The 17,201-nt window shown below is 29.9% G+C and carries 19 protein-coding genes; 11 read left to right on the top strand and 8 right to left on the bottom strand.

What is annotated here, in order from left to right:
- Positions 1-293: 293 nt before the first annotated feature.
- The 5 genes from infC (at position 294) to OCV55_RS13545 (ending at position 3,937) form a co-directional block, all read left to right on the top strand.
- On the top strand, positions 294-851 hold the full coding sequence (gene infC / locus OCV55_RS13565; RefSeq protein ID WP_032089875.1) for a translation initiation factor IF-3: 558 nt from the start codon (positions 294-296) through the stop codon (positions 849-851).
- An 18-nt stretch (positions 852-869) separates the two neighbouring features.
- Positions 870-1,064, top strand: coding sequence for a 50S ribosomal protein L35 (rpmI, locus tag OCV55_RS13560; RefSeq protein WP_022002088.1), 195 nt, complete (start codon positions 870-872; stop codon positions 1,062-1,064).
- A gap of 34 nt (positions 1,065-1,098) precedes the next feature.
- The gene (gene rplT / locus OCV55_RS13555) at positions 1,099-1,458 is read left to right on the top strand and encodes a 50S ribosomal protein L20 (protein WP_022002087.1); all 360 of its coding nucleotides are present in this window, start codon (positions 1,099-1,101) and stop codon (positions 1,456-1,458) included.
- 119 nt (positions 1,459-1,577) lie between these two features.
- Positions 1,578-2,510 (top strand): cysteine synthase A, encoded by a 933-nt coding sequence (cysK, locus tag OCV55_RS13550; RefSeq protein WP_139939924.1) that lies wholly within the window; start codon positions 1,578-1,580, stop codon positions 2,508-2,510.
- Positions 2,511-2,635: 125 nt separating this feature from the next.
- Positions 2,636-3,937, top strand: coding sequence for an O-acetylhomoserine aminocarboxypropyltransferase/cysteine synthase family protein (locus tag OCV55_RS13545; RefSeq protein WP_032089920.1), 1,302 nt, complete (start codon positions 2,636-2,638; stop codon positions 3,935-3,937).
- A 23-nt stretch (positions 3,938-3,960) separates the two neighbouring features.
- Here the strand turns inward: OCV55_RS13545 and OCV55_RS13540 are convergent, their stop codons facing one another.
- Positions 3,961-4,497, bottom strand: coding sequence for a hypothetical protein (locus tag OCV55_RS13540; RefSeq protein WP_147580886.1), 537 nt, complete (start codon positions 4,495-4,497; stop codon positions 3,961-3,963).
- A 129-nt stretch (positions 4,498-4,626) separates the two neighbouring features.
- Here OCV55_RS13540 and OCV55_RS13535 point away from each other — a divergent pair, with 129 nt between their 5' ends.
- The gene (locus OCV55_RS13535; RefSeq protein ID WP_147580885.1) at positions 4,627-5,466 is read left to right on the top strand and encodes a tRNA 2-thiocytidine biosynthesis TtcA family protein; all 840 of its coding nucleotides are present in this window, start codon (positions 4,627-4,629) and stop codon (positions 5,464-5,466) included.
- Between the two features lie 53 nt (positions 5,467-5,519).
- Here OCV55_RS13535 and OCV55_RS13530 read toward each other — a convergent pair whose 3' ends face one another.
- Together OCV55_RS13530 and OCV55_RS13525 are read right to left on the bottom strand one after the other, a co-directional pair.
- Positions 5,520-5,951 (bottom strand): RrF2 family transcriptional regulator, encoded by a 432-nt coding sequence (locus OCV55_RS13530; protein WP_119363891.1) that lies wholly within the window; start codon positions 5,949-5,951, stop codon positions 5,520-5,522.
- A 90-nt stretch (positions 5,952-6,041) separates the two neighbouring features.
- On the bottom strand, positions 6,042-7,361 hold the full coding sequence (locus OCV55_RS13525; protein ID WP_032089923.1) for an aspartate kinase: 1,320 nt from the start codon (positions 7,359-7,361) through the stop codon (positions 6,042-6,044).
- A gap of 128 nt (positions 7,362-7,489) precedes the next feature.
- Here OCV55_RS13525 and OCV55_RS13520 point away from each other — a divergent pair, with 128 nt between their 5' ends.
- Positions 7,490-8,140, top strand: a complete 651-nt coding sequence (locus OCV55_RS13520; RefSeq protein WP_147580884.1) for a GDSL-type esterase/lipase family protein — start codon at positions 7,490-7,492, stop codon at positions 8,138-8,140.
- Between the two features lie 39 nt (positions 8,141-8,179).
- Here OCV55_RS13520 and OCV55_RS13515 read toward each other — a convergent pair whose 3' ends face one another.
- The 5 genes from OCV55_RS13515 to OCV55_RS13495 form a co-directional block, all read right to left on the bottom strand.
- On the bottom strand, positions 8,180-8,815 hold the full coding sequence (locus OCV55_RS13515; protein WP_147580883.1) for an epoxyqueuosine reductase QueH: 636 nt from the start codon (positions 8,813-8,815) through the stop codon (positions 8,180-8,182).
- Positions 8,815-9,840 (bottom strand): tRNA preQ1(34) S-adenosylmethionine ribosyltransferase-isomerase QueA, encoded by a 1,026-nt coding sequence (gene queA / locus OCV55_RS13510; protein WP_032089926.1) that lies wholly within the window; start codon positions 9,838-9,840, stop codon positions 8,815-8,817. Before queA ends, OCV55_RS13515 begins: the two co-directional genes overlap by 1 nt.
- On the bottom strand, positions 9,841-10,974 hold the full coding sequence (gene tgt, locus OCV55_RS13505) for a tRNA guanosine(34) transglycosylase Tgt (protein WP_032089927.1): 1,134 nt from the start codon (positions 10,972-10,974) through the stop codon (positions 9,841-9,843).
- A 74-nt stretch (positions 10,975-11,048) separates the two neighbouring features.
- Positions 11,049-11,993: a TIGR03943 family putative permease subunit gene (locus OCV55_RS13500; protein ID WP_032089928.1), complete on the bottom strand. Its 945-nt coding sequence runs from the start codon at positions 11,991-11,993 to the stop codon at positions 11,049-11,051.
- 4 nt (positions 11,994-11,997) lie between these two features.
- The gene (locus tag OCV55_RS13495) at positions 11,998-13,173 is read right to left on the bottom strand and encodes a CobW family GTP-binding protein (protein WP_147580882.1); all 1,176 of its coding nucleotides are present in this window, start codon (positions 13,171-13,173) and stop codon (positions 11,998-12,000) included.
- A 95-nt stretch (positions 13,174-13,268) separates the two neighbouring features.
- Between OCV55_RS13495 and rlmD the strand changes: the two genes are divergently transcribed.
- The 4 genes from rlmD (at position 13,269) to galU (ending at position 16,944) form a co-directional block, all read left to right on the top strand.
- Positions 13,269-14,402, top strand: a complete 1,134-nt coding sequence (gene rlmD / locus OCV55_RS13490) for a 23S rRNA (uracil(1939)-C(5))-methyltransferase RlmD (protein WP_147580881.1) — start codon at positions 13,269-13,271, stop codon at positions 14,400-14,402.
- A 78-nt stretch (positions 14,403-14,480) separates the two neighbouring features.
- Positions 14,481-15,017: a hypothetical protein gene (locus tag OCV55_RS13485; protein ID WP_147580880.1), complete on the top strand. Its 537-nt coding sequence runs from the start codon at positions 14,481-14,483 to the stop codon at positions 15,015-15,017.
- Between the two features lie 168 nt (positions 15,018-15,185).
- Positions 15,186-15,848 carry an acyltransferase gene (locus OCV55_RS13480; protein ID WP_147580879.1) on the top strand — a complete coding sequence of 221 codons (663 nt, stop codon included), beginning with the start codon at positions 15,186-15,188 and terminating at the stop codon, positions 15,846-15,848.
- A gap of 196 nt (positions 15,849-16,044) precedes the next feature.
- Positions 16,045-16,944, top strand: a complete 900-nt coding sequence (gene galU, locus OCV55_RS13475; RefSeq protein WP_107030690.1) for a UTP--glucose-1-phosphate uridylyltransferase GalU — start codon at positions 16,045-16,047, stop codon at positions 16,942-16,944.
- The last annotated feature ends 257 nt before the right edge of the window (positions 16,945-17,201 follow it).

The following is a 17,201-nucleotide window of genomic DNA, read 5'->3' as shown; positions in this document are numbered from 1 at the left end:
GGGGCATGTCACAGGCGCGAATTGATAACAAGGGGCATGCCCCTTGTTATCAATTCCTTAATTCCAGTTTCATTTTACAATACAGGAAAATAAAAAATCTTGAAATAATCAATAATTTTATTGACATGAGTGGCATATGATGGTAATATCTACGTGCAATAAAAAGTAGTGGAAAGAAGAAGTGCCTACTTCTCGCCTGATTGATTTTGTCGATAGGCAAATGTCACTAAGATTTAATCTTAATGTCAATGGTGGGTACTCAGTGTGCTCACTTTTTATTTCAACTATAATAATTGGAGGTGGCTTTTATTAGCAGATTTGATAACAGAAAACCAAAACAACCTGATGATTTAGTAAACGAAAGAGTTCGTTTTAAGGAAGTGTTGGTTATTGATCAAAACGGTGATCAATTAGGAGTAAAAAGTAGTAGAGAAGCGTTGGATATTGCTTATGATGCAAATTTAGACTTAGTTTGTGTTGCACCTAATGCAAAACCACCAGTTTGTCGTATTATGGACTTTGGTAAATATCGTTTTGAACAACAAAAGAAAGCAAGAGAAATGAAGAAAAACTCTAAAGTGGTAACTTTAAAGGAAACTCAATTATCAGTAACTATTGATACTCATGATAAAAATGTTAAATTAAAAAGAACATTAAAATGGTTAGAAGAAGGAAACAAAGTTAAAGTTGCAATCAGATTTAGAGGTAGACAACTTGCACACGTTGATTTGGGTAAAAAAGTTATTGATGACTTTGTTGAAGAATGTGCAGAAGTTGGTCAAATTGAAAAACCAGCAAAATTAGAAGGACGTACTTTAACAGCTATATTAGCACCAAAAAAGAAAAAATAATTAATGGAGGAAACAATTATGCCAAAAATTAAAACACATAGCGGATTAAAAAAACGTTTAAAAAGAACAGGTAGTGGAAAATTAAAACGTAGCCATGCTTACATTTCACACTTATCACACAATAAAACTCATAAACAAAAGAAACACTTAGCAAAAGCTACAGTTGTAAGTGCTTCAGATTACAAGAGAATTAAATCAAGATTACCTAAATAATTTTAGTTAAAAATAAATACAGGAGGAATACACAATGGCAAGAGTTAAAGGTGGATATACAACTAGACATAGAAGAAAAAAAGTTATTAAATTAGCCAAAGGATATTTTGGAGCTAAACATAAATTATATAAAACTGCTCATGAACAAGTAATGCACTCAATGGCATATGCTTATAGAGATAGAAGAAACTTAAAAAGAAATATGAGAAAATTATGGATTGCACGTATTAACGCTGCAGCTAGAATGAATGATATCTCATATTCTAAATTAATGCACGGTTTAAAATTAGCTAACGTTGAAATCAACAGAAAAATGTTATCTGAAATCGCAATTTGCGATCCAGAAGGTTTCACAGCTATCGTTGAAACAGCTAAAAAAGCTTTAAATGCTTAATAATTCAGGACCAACATTTGTTGGTCTTTTTTTTATTTATCATATTTGTTGACACTTAAAGTAAGTAGGTATATCCTATAAAGCATAGTAAATCTATAGGAATAAGAAGAAATAAAAATATGAGCAAAGTAAAAAACAGTTTTTTAGACCTAGTAGGGAATACACCACTAGTAAGAGTAAACAACTTAATCAAGAAAGATGAATTGAAAGCAGATGTACTCGCAAAACTAGAATACTTCAATCCCGCAGGATCAGTCAAAGACAGAATTGCAAAAGAAATGATCCTAGATGCACTAGAAAAAGGATTGATCAATGAAAATACAACATTGATTGAACCAACAAGTGGAAATACAGGAATTGGACTATCAGCCGTAGCAACAGCATTGAATCTCAAGATCATTATTACAATGCCAGAAACAATGTCGGTAGAAAGAAGAAATCTTATGAAGGCATATGGAGCAGAATTAGTCTTAACACCAGGAAGTGAAGGAATGAAGGGAGCAATCGCCAAAGCAAAAGAATTGGCATCACAAATCGAAAATAGCTTCATTCCAGGACAGTTTGAAAATCCAGCGAATCCAACAGCACACTATAAAACAACAGGACCAGAAATCTATGAACAAACAGAAGGAAAAGTAGATATCTTTGTAGCCGGAGTAGGAACAGGAGGAACAATTTCAGGGATAGGGAAATACTTGAAAGAAAAGAATCCAGAAGTAAAAGTAGTGGCAGTAGAACCAGCAAGCTCACCAGTATTATCAACAGGGAAAGGTGGAGCACATAAGATCCAAGGAATCGGGGCAGGATTTGTACCAGAAACATTGGATACAAAGATTTATGATGAAATCATTACAGTAGAAAATGAAGATGCATTTGCGACAGGGAAAGAAATGGCAAAGACAGAAGGAATCTTAGTAGGAATATCATCAGGAGCAGCATTATATGCAGCCAAAGAACTAGCCAAGAGAGAAGAAAATGCAGGGAAGACAATTGTCGTCTTATTACCAGATGGTGGAGATCGTTATTTATCAACACCTTTAATTCAAGATTAGATAGGGGAATTTAAATGATTGAAGAATTAAGACATAATTTCCGTAACGGACGAATGTGTAAATAGTTTTATTTATTCATAAAACAATATATAATATTTATACAAAAGAAAGAAGAGGAAATTAAAATGGCAGTAACTAAAAGAGAAGATAGAAAATTTAAATTTGAAACATTACAATTACATGTAGGACAAGAACAACCAGATCCAGCAACAGATGCAAGAGCAGTACCTATTTATCAAACAACATCTTATGTATTTAAAAATAGTGCACATGCTGCAGCGCGTTTTGAATTAGCAGATGCGGGGAACATCTATGGACGTTTAACAAACTCTACACAAGGTGTATTTGAAGATCGTATTGCCGCTTTAGAAGGTGGGGTAGCAGGTTTAGCTGTTGCTTCTGGAGCAGCTGCAATCGCTTATACTATTCAAGCTTTAGCAGGACAAGGTGAACATATCGTTGCTCAAAAAACAATTTATGGGGGAACTTCTAACTTATTAGCACATACATTTACTCAATATGGAATTACAACTACTTTCGTAGATGCTCATAATTTACAAGAAGTTGAAGATGCAATTCAAGAAAACACAAAAGCAATTTATTTAGAAACTTTAGGAAATCCTAATAGTGATATTCCTGATATCGATGCAATTAGTGCAATCGCTAAAAAACATGGATTACCAGTTGTTGTTGATAATACATTTGGTACACCATATCTATTTAGACCAATTGAACATGGTGCTGATATCGTTGTTCATAGTGCTACTAAATTTATTGGTGGTCATGGTACAAGTTTAGGCGGTGTCATTGTTGATGGTGGTACTTATGATTGGGCTAAGAGTGGACGTTATCCATGGATCAGTGAACCTAACCCAAGTTATCATGGAGTGAAATTTACTGAAGCTGCAGGACCAGCTGCTTTCGTTACTTATATTAGAGCAATCTTATTAAGAGATACAGGAGCTACAATTTCTCCATTCAATGCATTCTTATTATTACAAGGTACAGAAACATTATCTTTAAGAATTGATCGTCATAATGAAAATACTAAAAAAGTTGTTGAGTTCTTACAACAACATCCAGCAGTAGAAAAAGTAAATCATCCTTCATTACCAGATCATCCAGATCATGCTTTATATGAAAAATATTTCCCAAATGGTGGAGGATCAATCTTTACTTTTAATATTAAAGGTGGCGTAGAAGAAGCTCATAAATTTATTGATAATTTACAAGTATTCTCATTACTTGCTAATGTCGCTGATGTTAAATCATTAGTTATTCATCCAGCAACAACTACACATTCACAATTAACAGAAGAAGAATTAGCTGATGTTGGAATTCAACCTAATACAATTCGTTTATCAATTGGTACAGAACATATTGATGATATCTTATTTGATTTAAAAGAAGCTTTAGATCAAATTTAAAAACTTGGCAAATGCCAAGTTTTTTATTCTGTTTCAGTTGTTGAATCTGAATTTGTATTTTCATTTGATGAAGAATCATCGGTTGTATTTTGTGATGAATCACTTTCATCGCTGTTTGTTGTATTATCACTTGATGTACTTTCTTCATTTTTAGATGAAGAAGATTTTTCTTGTTGGGATTCCTTTTTTGTAGATGTTGACTTGTCTGTTTTTGTTTTATTTTGTTGATCTACTTGTTTTTCTAATTGATTAATTTGTTTTTGTTGATCTTGATAATGTTCATATGCAAAATAGCCACCAACTCCTGCACCAACAATTAAAAGTAAAATAAGTAACGTGATAAGAAAAGTAGAAATTTTAGAACGTCCATTTTTTTTCTTTTTCACTTTCGTTTTTGTCTTCTTTCTTGTTACCTTTTTTGTTTTAGGTCTTTTTTTATTTTTACTTTTTGTATAGGAATAATCAGTATTATCATAGTATTCTTTTTCTAAATCATCTTGTTGATTATCGTTTTCATCTATATTTTCTTCTTCATCGTTGAATTTAAATCTTTCAGCCATAATTATCACCTCGCTATCATTTTATATATCAATATGAATTGAATTTGAACTTTTTATGTGAATTATTCGAAAATATTTGACTTTAGATATGAATTTTGTTTTTATAAATAGAGAAAGTGAGGATAAAAGATGGATAATTTGGAGTATTTAAAAGAAGTAGAGAAGAGTATTCAAAAAAAATATAAGAAAAAATTATGGAGACCTTTTTGCAAGGCTATTAATCAATATGAATTAGTAAAACCTGGAGATAAAATTGCTGTATGTATTTCTGGTGGAAAAGATTCTATGTTGATGGCTAAGCTCTTTCAAGAATTAAAAAGACATAATAAATTTGAATTTGAACTTGTTTTTATGGTAATGGATCCTGGGTACAATAAAGTAAATAGACAAATGATCATTGATAATTCGAAAAAATTAAATATTCCAATTCAAATATTTTATTCACAAATATTTGATTCTGTTTTTAATATAGAAAAATCTCCTTGTTATTTATGTGCGAGAATGAGAAGAGGACATTTATATGCTAAGGCAAAGAAATTAGGATGTAATAAGATTGCTTTGGGACATCACTATGATGATGTTATTGAAACTATTTTAATGGGTATGCTTTATGGAGCACAAATTCAAACAATGATGCCTAAACTTCATAGTTTGAATTTTGAAGGAATGGAACTTATTAGACCGATGTATCTTATTCGTGAAGATGATATTAAGGCATGGAGAGATGAACATGAATTAACATTTTTACAATGTGCATGTAAATTTACTGAAGAAAATCAAGATGCTCATGATGAAGAAAATGCTTCTAAACGTTTAGAAATTAAACAATTAATTAAGGATTTAAAGAAAGTAAATCCTTTTGTTGAAGGAAATATTTTTAAAAGTGTAGAAAATGTCAATTTAAAAACAATTGTTGCTTATAAAGATGATGAAGGAAAACATCTGTTTTTAGAACATTATGATGATTGATCGTGTAGAAATACACGATTTTTAAATAAAAAAACATATCAATGATATGTTTATTAGATAATATATTCAATTTGATATCCATGTAAATCAGCAAGATCTTCTAAAGTATAGGATTCTAAATAATCAGTAATAACTTTATTTAGTCCTTTATAAAAAGGAAGAGTTAAACATTCACTATAACGAGGACATTGATTAGGTTCAGTTTCTAAACAGGCAACACAAGCGATTGGACCTTCAACAGCAACTAAAATATCTTTTGCTGTATATTTATTCATATCTCTTGTAAGAGAATATCCACCTTGGGCACCTCTAACGCTTTTAATAAGTCCTGCACGAATTAAAGGAGTAGCTATTTGTTCAAGATATTTGATAGAAATTTCTTGTCTTTTAGCAACATCTTTAAGAGATATATTTCCTTGTTCTTTATTTTGGGCTAAATCAATCATTAATCTTAGAGCATAACGCCCTCTTGTTGATATTTTCATATGACCACCTCTTGTTTATTATAACATCTTTTTTAGATAATTCCTAGAGAAATTATATGAATTAAATAAAAAGAAAAAAGACTAAAGTCTTTATTCTTGTTCAATAAATGTATTATAGATAGCACGAATTGCGTCATTAAAGTGAATGTTTTTAACACCAACAATGATATTTAATTCTGAAGAACCTTGATCAATCATTTTAACATTGATTTTTTTATTAGCTAAGGCTGTAAATACTTTTGCTGCAACTCCACGACCATCTTTCATACCACGACCAACGATAGCAATTAAAGCAAGGTCAGATTCAAGTTCAATTGAATCAGGTTCAACGGCACGATGTAAGTTAGCTAAAATTTCTTGTTCATGTTCAATGAATGAATTTAATTCAACAATTACGTTCATTGTATCAATACCAGAAGGTGTATGTTCATAAGATAGACCAGCTTCTTCAATAACTTGTAAAACTTTTCTACCAAAACCAATTTCATCATTCATCATATCTTTTTCAATCATGATTGTCGCAAAACCTTGTTTACCAGAAATACCAGTAATAATATGATCTGGTTTATGCACAGTACTTTCAACGATTAAAGTTCCAGCATCTTCAGGTTTATTAGTATTTTTGATTACAATAGGAATTCCTTGAGAACGAATAGGGAAAACAGCATTTTCATGTAAAACACTTGCTCCCATGTAAGAAAGTTCACGTAATTCTTTATAAGTGATTGTTCCAATCACTTCTGGATTTTTAACAATACGTGGATCAGCAACTAAGAATCCTGAAACATCTGTCCAGTTTTCATAAAGTTTAACTTGTCCACATTTAGCAACGATAGAACCAGTTACATCACTTCCTCCACGAGAGAAAGTTCTAATTTTTGTAGGATCTTCACTACATGAACCATAGAATCCAGGAATAACACAATTTTCTACTTCACTTAATTTTTTAGATAAAACAGGATCTGTTTTTTTATCATCATAATTTCCATGTTCATCGATAAAGATACATGTTGCAGGATCAACAAATTCAAATCCTAAATAATTTGCAAGTAAGATACCATTTAAATATTCCCCACGACTTGCTGCATATTCTTCACTGATTTGATCTTGGAAGTTTTTCTTAATAACTTCAAATTCTTCAGTAAGATCAACTGTTAAATTAAGTTCATCGATAATACTTTGATAACGATCTTTGATTGTATCGAAAGTACATTCAAACTCTTGTTCACTTTCTGCGTTATATGCTTTGTATAATAAATCAGTAACTTTGATATCATCTTTAAAACGTTTACCAGGCGCTGAAGGTACAACAAAACGACGATCTGGATCACTTTTGATAATGTCACCGACTTTTTTAAATTGATGGGCATCTGCAAGAGATGAACCACCGAATTTGACGATTTTCACCATAATAATTCTCCCCTCATATTAATGATAATAAAATATCACTTTTTTCAAGTATATTCAATATTTTTTCAATATTGAAAAAATAAAACAATAAAAATATAATAATATTATATAGAAAAGAGGTCGACATTATGAGAGAAAATATGACATTTCTTACAAATTACTATCAAATAAGAGAAATGACAATTGATCGTATGAAAGAAATTATTGATCAAAATAAAAATGCAAAGGAAGGCGGTACTGTCTTTTTTGGAGATTCTATCACCCAATTTATGGATATAGAAAAATATTTTCCTGAAATAGATAATAAATATAATTGTGGTATTGGTGGAATTACTTCCACAATGCTGCTTCATTTTATTGATGAAGGAGTTTTAAAATTTAAACCTAAACAACTTGTTTATATGATTGGTACGAATGATTTAGGAAAAACAGTTATGCAATCACCTAAAGATATTGCTATTAATGTCAAAGAACTTGTAGAAACTGTACATTATAATTTACCTGAATGTGAAATTTATGTGGTCTCACCATTACCATGTTTACCAATGCATGATTATAAACATACACCTGGTGTATTGAGAAGTAATGATTTATTAAAAATGATTTATAAGGAATTTAAGAAGACAATTCCTTATGAATATGTAACTTTTATTAATGCTTATCCAATATTATGTAATAAAAAAGGTGAACCTGTTGAAGTTTACTATGAAGATGGACTTCATATTAATCATGAAGGATATCTACGTTATACAAATTGTTTAAAAGAATATATTTTATAATAAAAAGGAAACGAAAATATAAAAAACAAGGAATTATTTTTATAACTCCTTGTTTTTTTCTCTTTCTAACATATCTTGATAAGAATAAACACAACCACAATAATTTTGTCGATAAAGATTATATAATGTGGCGAACTTAACGGATTTTAAATAACCATTGTTCTTTTTAAAATCACTGAAAAGAAATTGTGTTTTTTCTTGATTAAAGCTTGCGCCAATTTCATTGATCCATTGGCTATTTTTGTGTGGAGAAACACTTAAAACAGTTGTCCAATAATCAAAGTGATGTAAAGATGCATAATCATAAGCATCTTTCATTCTCTTTGAATAACAAAGATAACAACGTTTTCCACCTTCAGGTTCATCTTTATATTGAGAAATATCTTTTAGATATTCTTTTGGTTGATATTCTTTTTCAATAACTTGAATATTTTGATTGAAATCTTGATTAAAGCGTTGAATAAAATTTTCTAATTCATGAAATCGTCGAAAATACTCGGTATCTGGATAAATGTTTGAATTAGAGTAATAAATAGTTATATCGAAAAATTCAGATATTTCTTTTAAAACGTTTCCGCTACATGGCCCACAACAAACATGGAGAAGTAGGGTGGGTTTTGTACCTTTTATTTTTTCTAATTCTTCTTTGAATTTTAAGTCGTAATTGATTTTCATTATAAAATCATCATGCTATCACCAAAGCTAAAGAAACGATATTTTTCTTTGACAGCTTCTTTGTAAGCTTTGAAAATAAGTTCTTTTGAAGCAAAGGCACTAATCAACATCAATAATGTTGATTTAGGTAAATGGAAGTTTGTGATTAAACAATCAATAGCTTCAAATTTATATCCAGGGTAAATAAAGATATCTGTATTTTCACTTGTTGCTTTAAATTTACCATATTTTTTCATATTAGCTTCTAGAGTACGTGTTGATGTAGTTCCTACCGCAATAATTCTTTGACCATTAGCTTTAGCTTTATTTAATTTATCAGCGACTTCTTCACTGATTATATAGAATTCACTATGCATGTGATGATCTAAAACATTTTCTTCTTTAACAGGTCTAAATGTTCCAAGACCAACATGTAAACATACATCAAGAATTTCAATACCCTTATCTTTTATTTTTTGATTGATTTCTTCAGTAAAATGTAAGCCAGCTGTAGGAGCTGCTGCACTTCCTTCAATTTTAGCGTAAACTGTTTGATATCTATTTTTATCTTCAAGTTTTTCTTTAATATAAGGAGGTAAAGGCATTGTTCCTAACTGATCTAAGATTTCGTAGAAGATACCATCGTATATCATTTCAAAAACACGAATACCTTCATCTTTGATTTCAATACATTTTGCTTTTAACAAGCCTTCACCAAAAGTAATGACTGTATTCATTTTTACAATACGTGCATTACCGCATAAACATTCCCAAGTATCTTTCTTTAATTCTTTTAATAAAAGAACTTCAACATGTCCATTTGTTTCTTCTTTAATTCCAAATAAACGAGCAGGAATAACTTTTGTATTATTTCTTACTAAAACATCACCTGGTTTTAAATAATCAAGAATATCATAAAAATGTCTGTGTTCAATATTTCCGTTTTCTCTATTTACTACCATTAATCTAGAAGTATCTCTTTTTTCAACAGGATGTTGAGCAATGAGTTCTTCAGGTAGTTCAAAATCAAATTCACTTAGTTTCATTTAAAAAGCCCTCTTATAAACATCTCTACCATATTTATCTAAAAATTCTTCTTTAAAATCTAATAAACGATCTTCTTGAATTGCTTTACGAATATCTTCTGAAAGTTGTAATAAGAATCTTACATTGTGAATCGATAACAATGTTTTTCCAAATAATTCATCTGATTTATGAAGATGTCTTAAATAAGCTCTTGTATAATTTCTACAAGTATAACAATCACATTCAGGATCAATAGGAGTAAAATCTTCTTTAAACTTTTCATTATTAATATTCATACGTCCATGATGTGTCATTAAAGCACCATGTCTAGCAACACGTGTTGGTAAAACACAATCATACATATCAATACCACGAATCGCAGCTTCAATTAAATCAATTGGATTACCAACTCCCATTAAATAACGTGGTTTATCTTCAGGTAACCATTGAACCGCATCTTCGACCATTTTATACATTACATCTTTTGGTTCACCAACGCTCGTTCCACCAATTGAATAACCAGGGAAATCCATTTCTACAAGTGCTTTGGCACATTTTTCTCTTAAATCAGGATATTCTCCACCTTGAACAATTCCAAATAACGCTTGTTTTTCATTATGATGCGCTTCTTTACCTCTTTTAGCCCAACGAATTGTTCTTTCAACACTATGTTTCATATAATCATAAGTTGCTGGATAAGGAGCACATTCATCTAAAGACATAATCATATCTGCTCCTAATTTGTTTTGAATATCGATAGCTTTTTCTGGAGATAAGAATAAAGACTTGCCATCAATAATACTTTTAAAATAAACGCCTTCTTCTTTGATCTTTCTTGTTTTTCCCAAAGAAAAAACTTGGAATCCTCCACTATCTGTAAGCATAGGACCATCATAGTTCATAAACTTATGAAGACCACCTGCTTTAGCAACAATATCTTCCCCAGGTCTTAACCATAAGTGATATGTATTAGAAAGGATTACTTGTGATCCCATTTCTTTTAACATTTCAGGGGCAATTCCTTTTACTGTAGCTAGTGTACCTACAGGCATAAACATAGGTGTTTCCACATCTCCATGAGGAGTATGTAAAATCCCATATCGAGCACCACTTTGTTTACAAACATGTTTTAATTCATACCAAAAATCTTTCATTTTTCCACCTCTTTTTGCCTATTCATTATACATGAAAGTATTTATAAATAAAATAGAAAAAGAGCTAAATGCTCTTAATCAAATGTAACATATTCATTTTCTAAAGGTTTAGCACCTTCTAAATGATCAACATGTAAAATAGGAATATTACTTTGAATAGATTCATCATATTCTAAACTAATGGTTCCATCAACCACTAACCATTCATCTTTAATTAAATCTTTAGCGTATTTACTAATACATACTAAACCTAAAAGTTGCATATCATCACTACAACATACCATGGCTTGTCTACCTAAAACAAAACCATTTTCAATTAATTTATCACGGCCAATCACTTTACCTTTGATCTTAATTGTTTTATTTTCATAGATTTGAGGATTTTCCATAATATGCATACAGAAAATACCATAATCCATATCATTTACTTCAATATAATCATCATTTAAGTTATATGGTAAATCATTAACAGTTAAATCTTCAATTTGTCTATTTTTATTTTCATAAACAATTTGACACATTGGATTTAAAGATTTAATACTTCCTCTAATAGGATATTTCTTTGTATTTTCATCACAACGATTAACAATAACTAAATCACTACCAGTAACATGATAAACGAATTGTCCACGCATATTGTTGTAATAAAGATCAAATGTTTCAGCAGAAATCGTTGTAAGGATTTGAACAACTTGCCATTGATCAATACAAATTTCATCCACGAATTTTGTATTATCCCACATTCCGTTATATTCAATCATAACTTGTGTTGGTTGGTATTTTTGATGTAAATGAAGAAGAGTTTCATAATTTAAATCTTCTTCGTTTTCAATAAATTCAACAGAAGCATTTTCTTTTTCTAAAGCTGGAATATCAAAAGCGACTTCACCTTCTTCGCAGGCAATGATCAAAGTTTTTTCATCTTCACCAAAACCTTGTTCAAGAAGAGTATCTTGGATAAATGAAGATTTTCCACTTTCTAAAAATCCAGTAAACAAATAAACTCTTGTTTTATTCATACGCTTATCCTAAAAATAACTCCTTAATTGTATTTTCATCTAAGTCTTTACCAATTACACAAACTTGGCCTGTATAAATAGGTTTACCTAAACGAATTTCAAATTCACCTGGTACTAAATCAAAATACCACCAATCTTCATTTCCGCTATCTACAAAACCTTTAGCTCTTAAAACATTATCATCATTACATAATTTATTTAAGATATCACTTAATTCAACTTCGTTATATTTTTTAACAGTATCAAATCCGATACTATTGAAAACTTCATCTGCATGATGGTGATGATGTCCACAACCACATTCATGATCATGGTCATGGTGATGATGATCATGCCCGCAACATTCATGTTCATGGTCGTGTTCATGGTGATCATGTCCACAACATTCATGGTCATGATTGTGTTCATGATGATCGTGTCCACAACATTCATGGTCATGATTGTGTTCATGATGATCGTGTCCACAACATTCATGGTCGTGATCGTGTTCATGGTGGTCGTGTCCACAACATTCATGGTCATGGTCGTGTTCATGATGGTCATGCCCGCAACATTCATGATCATGTTCATGCAATAATTCTTTTTGAACGTTCACTTCACAAGCATTAATGATATCTAAACCATTTAATTTATCCCAAGCAGTTGTAATGATTGGTGAATGATCGTTTAATCCTTTTAAGATGTCTAAGCATTCTTTTAATTGGAATTCAGTTAAGTCTTGGCTACGACTTAAAACAATTAATGATGCATGTTCAACTTGGTTATTATAGAATTCACCAAAGTTTTTAGTATACATACGACATTTTTTAGCATCAACAACTGTAATAAAATTATCTAATTCCATTTCATCACTATTGATTGTAGAAACAGCTTTAATAACATCAGATAATTTTCCAACACCAGAAGGTTCAATAATAACACGATCAGGATGATACGTATCTAAGACTTCTTTTAATGATGTTTCGAAATCTCCTACTAAACTACAACAAATACATCCAGAGTTCATTTCGTTGATTGTAACACCAGAATCTTTTAAGAATGTTCCATCAATTCCAATTTCTCCAAATTCATTTTCTATTAATACGATTTTTTCATTTTGATATGCTTCAGCAATTAATTTTTTAATTAATGTTGTTTTTCCAGCACCTAAAAAGCCAGAAATAATATCTATTTTACTCATATATTTCACCTCCGCTAGATTATAACACTCATAAATCATTTCATCAAATGATAATACCTATGTTATAATGATTGACAAGTAAAGGGTGATAAAAAATGAAATGTCCAATAATTAAAAGATGTGGAGGATGCTTTTATCCACAAGATCAATATCAAGAAGAATTAAAAGAAAAGACATTATTTATAGAAAAAGAAATAAAGAAAACAAAATTAAAAATAGATGTAAAACTAACAGTAGCTTCACCATTAGTTAATGGTTATCGAAATAAAGCGATTGTGGCTTTTAATCAAAAATATGAATACGGTCTCTACGAAGAACATAGCCAAGATATTATTCCTTATAAACACTGTTTATTACACGAAGATATTATGGATGAAATCTTACAATATATACAAAGCTATTTAAGAAAGTATCGTGTTTCTATTTATGATCGTAAAAGACATAAAGGGTTATTAAGACATGTTTTAATTCGTCGAGGTGTTAAAACGAATCAAACAATGGTTGTTTTAGTATGTAATGAAAATATGTGGCGTGGATCTAAACAATTTTGTAGCCAATTAGTTAAGAGGTTTCCAAGCATTAAAACAATTGTCTTAAATGTCAATACACGTAAAACACCAATTGTTTTAGGTAATGAAGATAAGGTTCTTTATGGTAAAGGATTTATTGTTGATGAATTGTGTGGTTTGAAATTTAAGATTTCTCCACAATCTTTTTATCAAATCAATCATGACCAATGTGTGAATCTTTATACCAAAGCTTTATCCTTATTGAATATTAAAGGAAATGAAACAGCAATTGATGCTTATTGTGGTATTGGAACAATAGGAATGATTCTATCACAAAAAGTAAAACAAGTTATTGGAGTGGAAAGTAATAAGGATGCAATCAAAGATGCAAAAAACAATGCACGTATGAATCAACTTTCTAATATTCAATTTGTGTGTGATGATGCGACTGAATTTATGAAAAAACTTGCGAAAGAAAAGCATAAAGTAGATGTTGTCATTATGGATCCCCCAAGAAGTGGTTCAACCAAACAATTCATGGATTCGGTTAAAATATTAAATCCTAAACAAGTTGTTTATATTTCATGTGATCCAACGACACAAATTAGAGATATACAATACTTTAAAAAGATTGGTTATCATACTCATACAATGTATCTTTATGATATGTTTCCACATACAAGACATGTTGAGTCAATTTGCCTTTTAAGTGCTAAATAAAATCGATACTTTTGTATCGTTAAAAGTGATGAATGTATTCAATTAGTAACATTATTTAACTAAAAATGGAGGATAATTTTGAAAAAGAAAACTACAGAAGTAACAACAAAATATACTTGGAAATTTTGGGGTTTGGTGATAGGTGAAATAACATTTATTGTTATTTTTATTCTTCTGTTTGGTTTGTCTATTAAAGCACTTGTCCAAGATATTCAAATAAATACTTATAAATATAAATCTGAAGGAACAGTAACTGTTGCAGAATTTTATGGAAAAACATGGGTTTCTAATGGTTCAGATAGTGGTTCTTCAAGTAAGTTTAGTTATATGCATTATGTTATTCATTTTGATAAAGAAGTTGGTGGATATGATCAGTATGAATATAGCGCAAGCAATATGATTGCGACAGAAAGATATTTAGGTGATCGATATGTTGTGTTATTTAATAATAATGTTGATAATGCAATAATAATTCAAAAAGAAGGTATCTTTATTGATAATGTTATTTTAGTGATATTTATTACTTTAATGATAATACTATTTCTTTTAAGAAAGAAAATATATTTAGGGTTTATTAGTTTGAATAAAAAGCAAGATAAATTTATTTGCAATTAGATACAGTTTAAAGAAAAAAGATTTTATGAATTAATGGAAAATATTGATAAAATCTTTTTTTGTTTAATTGACAATTAAATGTACAAAAAATGTATGATTTTTATAGTAAATTAAAACAGCTTGTATTACAATTGTTTTATGAAGAAGATAAGTAGGAGGGGTGTTTTTATGTATAAGATAAATGATTTATATGATTTAACACATAGTCAAGCAAAGGATTATTTATCAAAATATGAGTATCCTTGGCAAGCTTTAAAAGGAATTAAAGATTTTATTATTGAATTAGGAGAAACTTTAGGGGATGAATATCAAGAAGTGAATGAACATGTTTGGATTCACAAAGATGCTAAAGTTTTTGATAGTGCTTATATTGGTTCACCTTGTATTATTGGTGCAGGAACAGAAGTGAGACATTGTGCTTTTATCAGAGGAAGTGCATTAGTAGGGGAAAATTGTGTTATTGGTAATTCTGTTGAGTTAAAGAATGTTATTATTTTTGATAATGTACAAGTTCCTCATTATAACTATGTAGGTGATTCTATTTTGGGATATAAGTCTCATATGGGTGCAGGATCAATTACAAGTAATGTTAAAAGTGATAAAACACTCGTTGTTGTAAAAGATAGATTTAATCACGAAGAGATTGAAACGGGATTTAAAAAAATGGGTGCAATGCTAGGAGATTATGTAGAAGTAGGATGTAATAGTGTTTTAAACCCTGGAACTGTTATTGGAAGAAATAGTAATATTTATCCATTATCTAGAGTAAGAGGCGTTGTACCAGAAAATTCAATTTTTAAGGAACTTAATGATATCGTAGAAAAGAAATAATTATTAGAGGCAATGTGATTTAAAAACATTGCTTTTTTATTGATTTTATAATCATACATGTAATTAAAATTATAAAAATTTAAATTAGATGAGTATTTAAGTAATTAAAATAGCATATTGGTTATAAAGGGTTGATAAAAATTAAAAAAATGGTATGGTTTAAGTAAATATTCTATATGAAGAAAGGATAGAAAAAATGAATAAAAAAGTAAGAAAAGCAATTATACCAGCAGCAGGATTAGGAACAAGATTTCTACCAGCAACAAAAGCAATCGCCAAAGAAATGTTACCAATCGTAGATATTCCAACAATTCAATATATCATTCAAGAAGCAGTAGACAGTGGAATAGAAGAAATCTTGATTATTACAAACAGTAATAAACATGCAATGGAAAATCATTTTGATAAAAACTATGAACTGGAAGAAAGATTAAAAGAATCAGGAAAACTAGAACAAGTAAAAATGATCCAAGATATAGCAGATATGGCCAATATCTACTATATCAGACAAAAGGAACCAAAAGGATTAGGACATGCAGTTCTATGTGCTAAATCATTCATTGGAGATGAACCATTTGCTGTACTACTAGGAGATGATGTGGTTGTCAATAAAGAAGGGAAACCAGCACTAAAACAATTAATAGAACAATATAGTAAAACATCAGCATCTGTAATCGGAGTACAGACAGTCGATAAAAAAGATGTCAGCAAATATGGAATCGTAGAACCATCAAAATCACATCCAGCAAAAGGAAGATTGGTAAAACTAACAGATATGGTAGAAAAACCAGCAGTAGAGAAAGCACCAAGTCAACTAGCAGTCTTAGGGAGATATGTATTGACACCTGAAATCTTTGAATTGTTAGAAACACAAGGAAAGGGAGCAGGAGGAGAAATCCAATTAACAGATGCCATTAAAAGATTATTAGATAGACAAGCAGTGTATGCGTATGATTTTGAAGGAAAGAGATATGATGTAGGGGATAAATTTGGATTTATCAAAGCAACAATAGATTTTGCATTAGATAGAGAAGATTTACATGATCAAGTAAATGAATATATTCATACATTAGTTGAAAAAGAAAAAGCTAAATAAAATATTATAAAGAAGCCTTTATTTAAGGGTTTCTTTTTTATAAAAATAAATATAAAAGTATAATAATTTTTCTTTTTGCAATATCTAAAATACTCTATAAACACCAAATCATAAAAAAATAAAAAAAGACCAATGGGAAAAACGTTGATATAAAGGCAGAAAAAGAGGGAAAAAGAGAAAAAAATAAAAAAAGGACAAGAAAAAGCTTTACAAAAGGGAGAGAGGATGGTAATATAAATGGGCACTCGACGAGAGAG

Source organism: [Clostridium] ammoniilyticum, assembly GCF_025566905.1.
Classification (GTDB): Bacteria; Bacillota_I; Bacilli_A; order Erysipelotrichales; family Coprobacillaceae; genus Faecalibacillus; species Faecalibacillus intestinalis.
This window is presented reverse-complemented; position numbering and strand designations above follow the sequence as displayed.

Bases quoted from the DNA above. Each gene is read 5' to 3' on its own strand.
- rplT (WP_022002087.1), top strand. From the start codon at position 1,099: ATGGCAAGAGTTAAAGGTGGATATACAACTAGACATAGAAGAAAAAAA.
- queA (WP_032089926.1), bottom strand. From the start codon at position 9,840: ATGAAACTAAGTGAATTTGATTTTGAACTACCTGAAGAACTCATTGCT.
- cysK (WP_139939924.1), top strand. From the start codon at position 1,578: ATGAGCAAAGTAAAAAACAGTTTTTTAGACCTAGTAGGGAATACACCA.
- OCV55_RS13515 (WP_147580883.1), bottom strand. From the start codon at position 8,815: ATGAAAATCAATTACGACTTAAAATTCAAAGAAGAATTAGAAAAAATA.
- OCV55_RS13480 (WP_147580879.1), top strand. From the start codon at position 15,186: ATGTATAAGATAAATGATTTATATGATTTAACACATAGTCAAGCAAAG.
- OCV55_RS13500 (WP_032089928.1), bottom strand. From the start codon at position 11,993: ATGAATAAAACAAGAGTTTATTTGTTTACTGGATTTTTAGAAAGTGGA.
- OCV55_RS13520 (WP_147580884.1), top strand. From the start codon at position 7,490: ATGAGAGAAAATATGACATTTCTTACAAATTACTATCAAATAAGAGAA.
- tgt (WP_032089927.1), bottom strand. From the start codon at position 10,974: ATGAAAGATTTTTGGTATGAATTAAAACATGTTTGTAAACAAAGTGGT.
- rpmI (WP_022002088.1), top strand. From the start codon at position 870: ATGCCAAAAATTAAAACACATAGCGGATTAAAAAAACGTTTAAAAAGA.
- OCV55_RS13545 (WP_032089920.1), top strand. From the start codon at position 2,636: ATGGCAGTAACTAAAAGAGAAGATAGAAAATTTAAATTTGAAACATTA.
- OCV55_RS13495 (WP_147580882.1), bottom strand. From the start codon at position 13,173: ATGAGTAAAATAGATATTATTTCTGGCTTTTTAGGTGCTGGAAAAACA.
- OCV55_RS13535 (WP_147580885.1), top strand. From the start codon at position 4,627: ATGGATAATTTGGAGTATTTAAAAGAAGTAGAGAAGAGTATTCAAAAA.
- OCV55_RS13540 (WP_147580886.1), bottom strand. From the start codon at position 4,497: ATGGCTGAAAGATTTAAATTCAACGATGAAGAAGAAAATATAGATGAA.
- OCV55_RS13525 (WP_032089923.1), bottom strand. From the start codon at position 7,361: ATGGTGAAAATCGTCAAATTCGGTGGTTCATCTCTTGCAGATGCCCAT.
- galU (WP_107030690.1), top strand. From the start codon at position 16,045: ATGAATAAAAAAGTAAGAAAAGCAATTATACCAGCAGCAGGATTAGGA.
- OCV55_RS13530 (WP_119363891.1), bottom strand. From the start codon at position 5,951: ATGAAAATATCAACAAGAGGGCGTTATGCTCTAAGATTAATGATTGAT.
- rlmD (WP_147580881.1), top strand. From the start codon at position 13,269: ATGAAATGTCCAATAATTAAAAGATGTGGAGGATGCTTTTATCCACAA.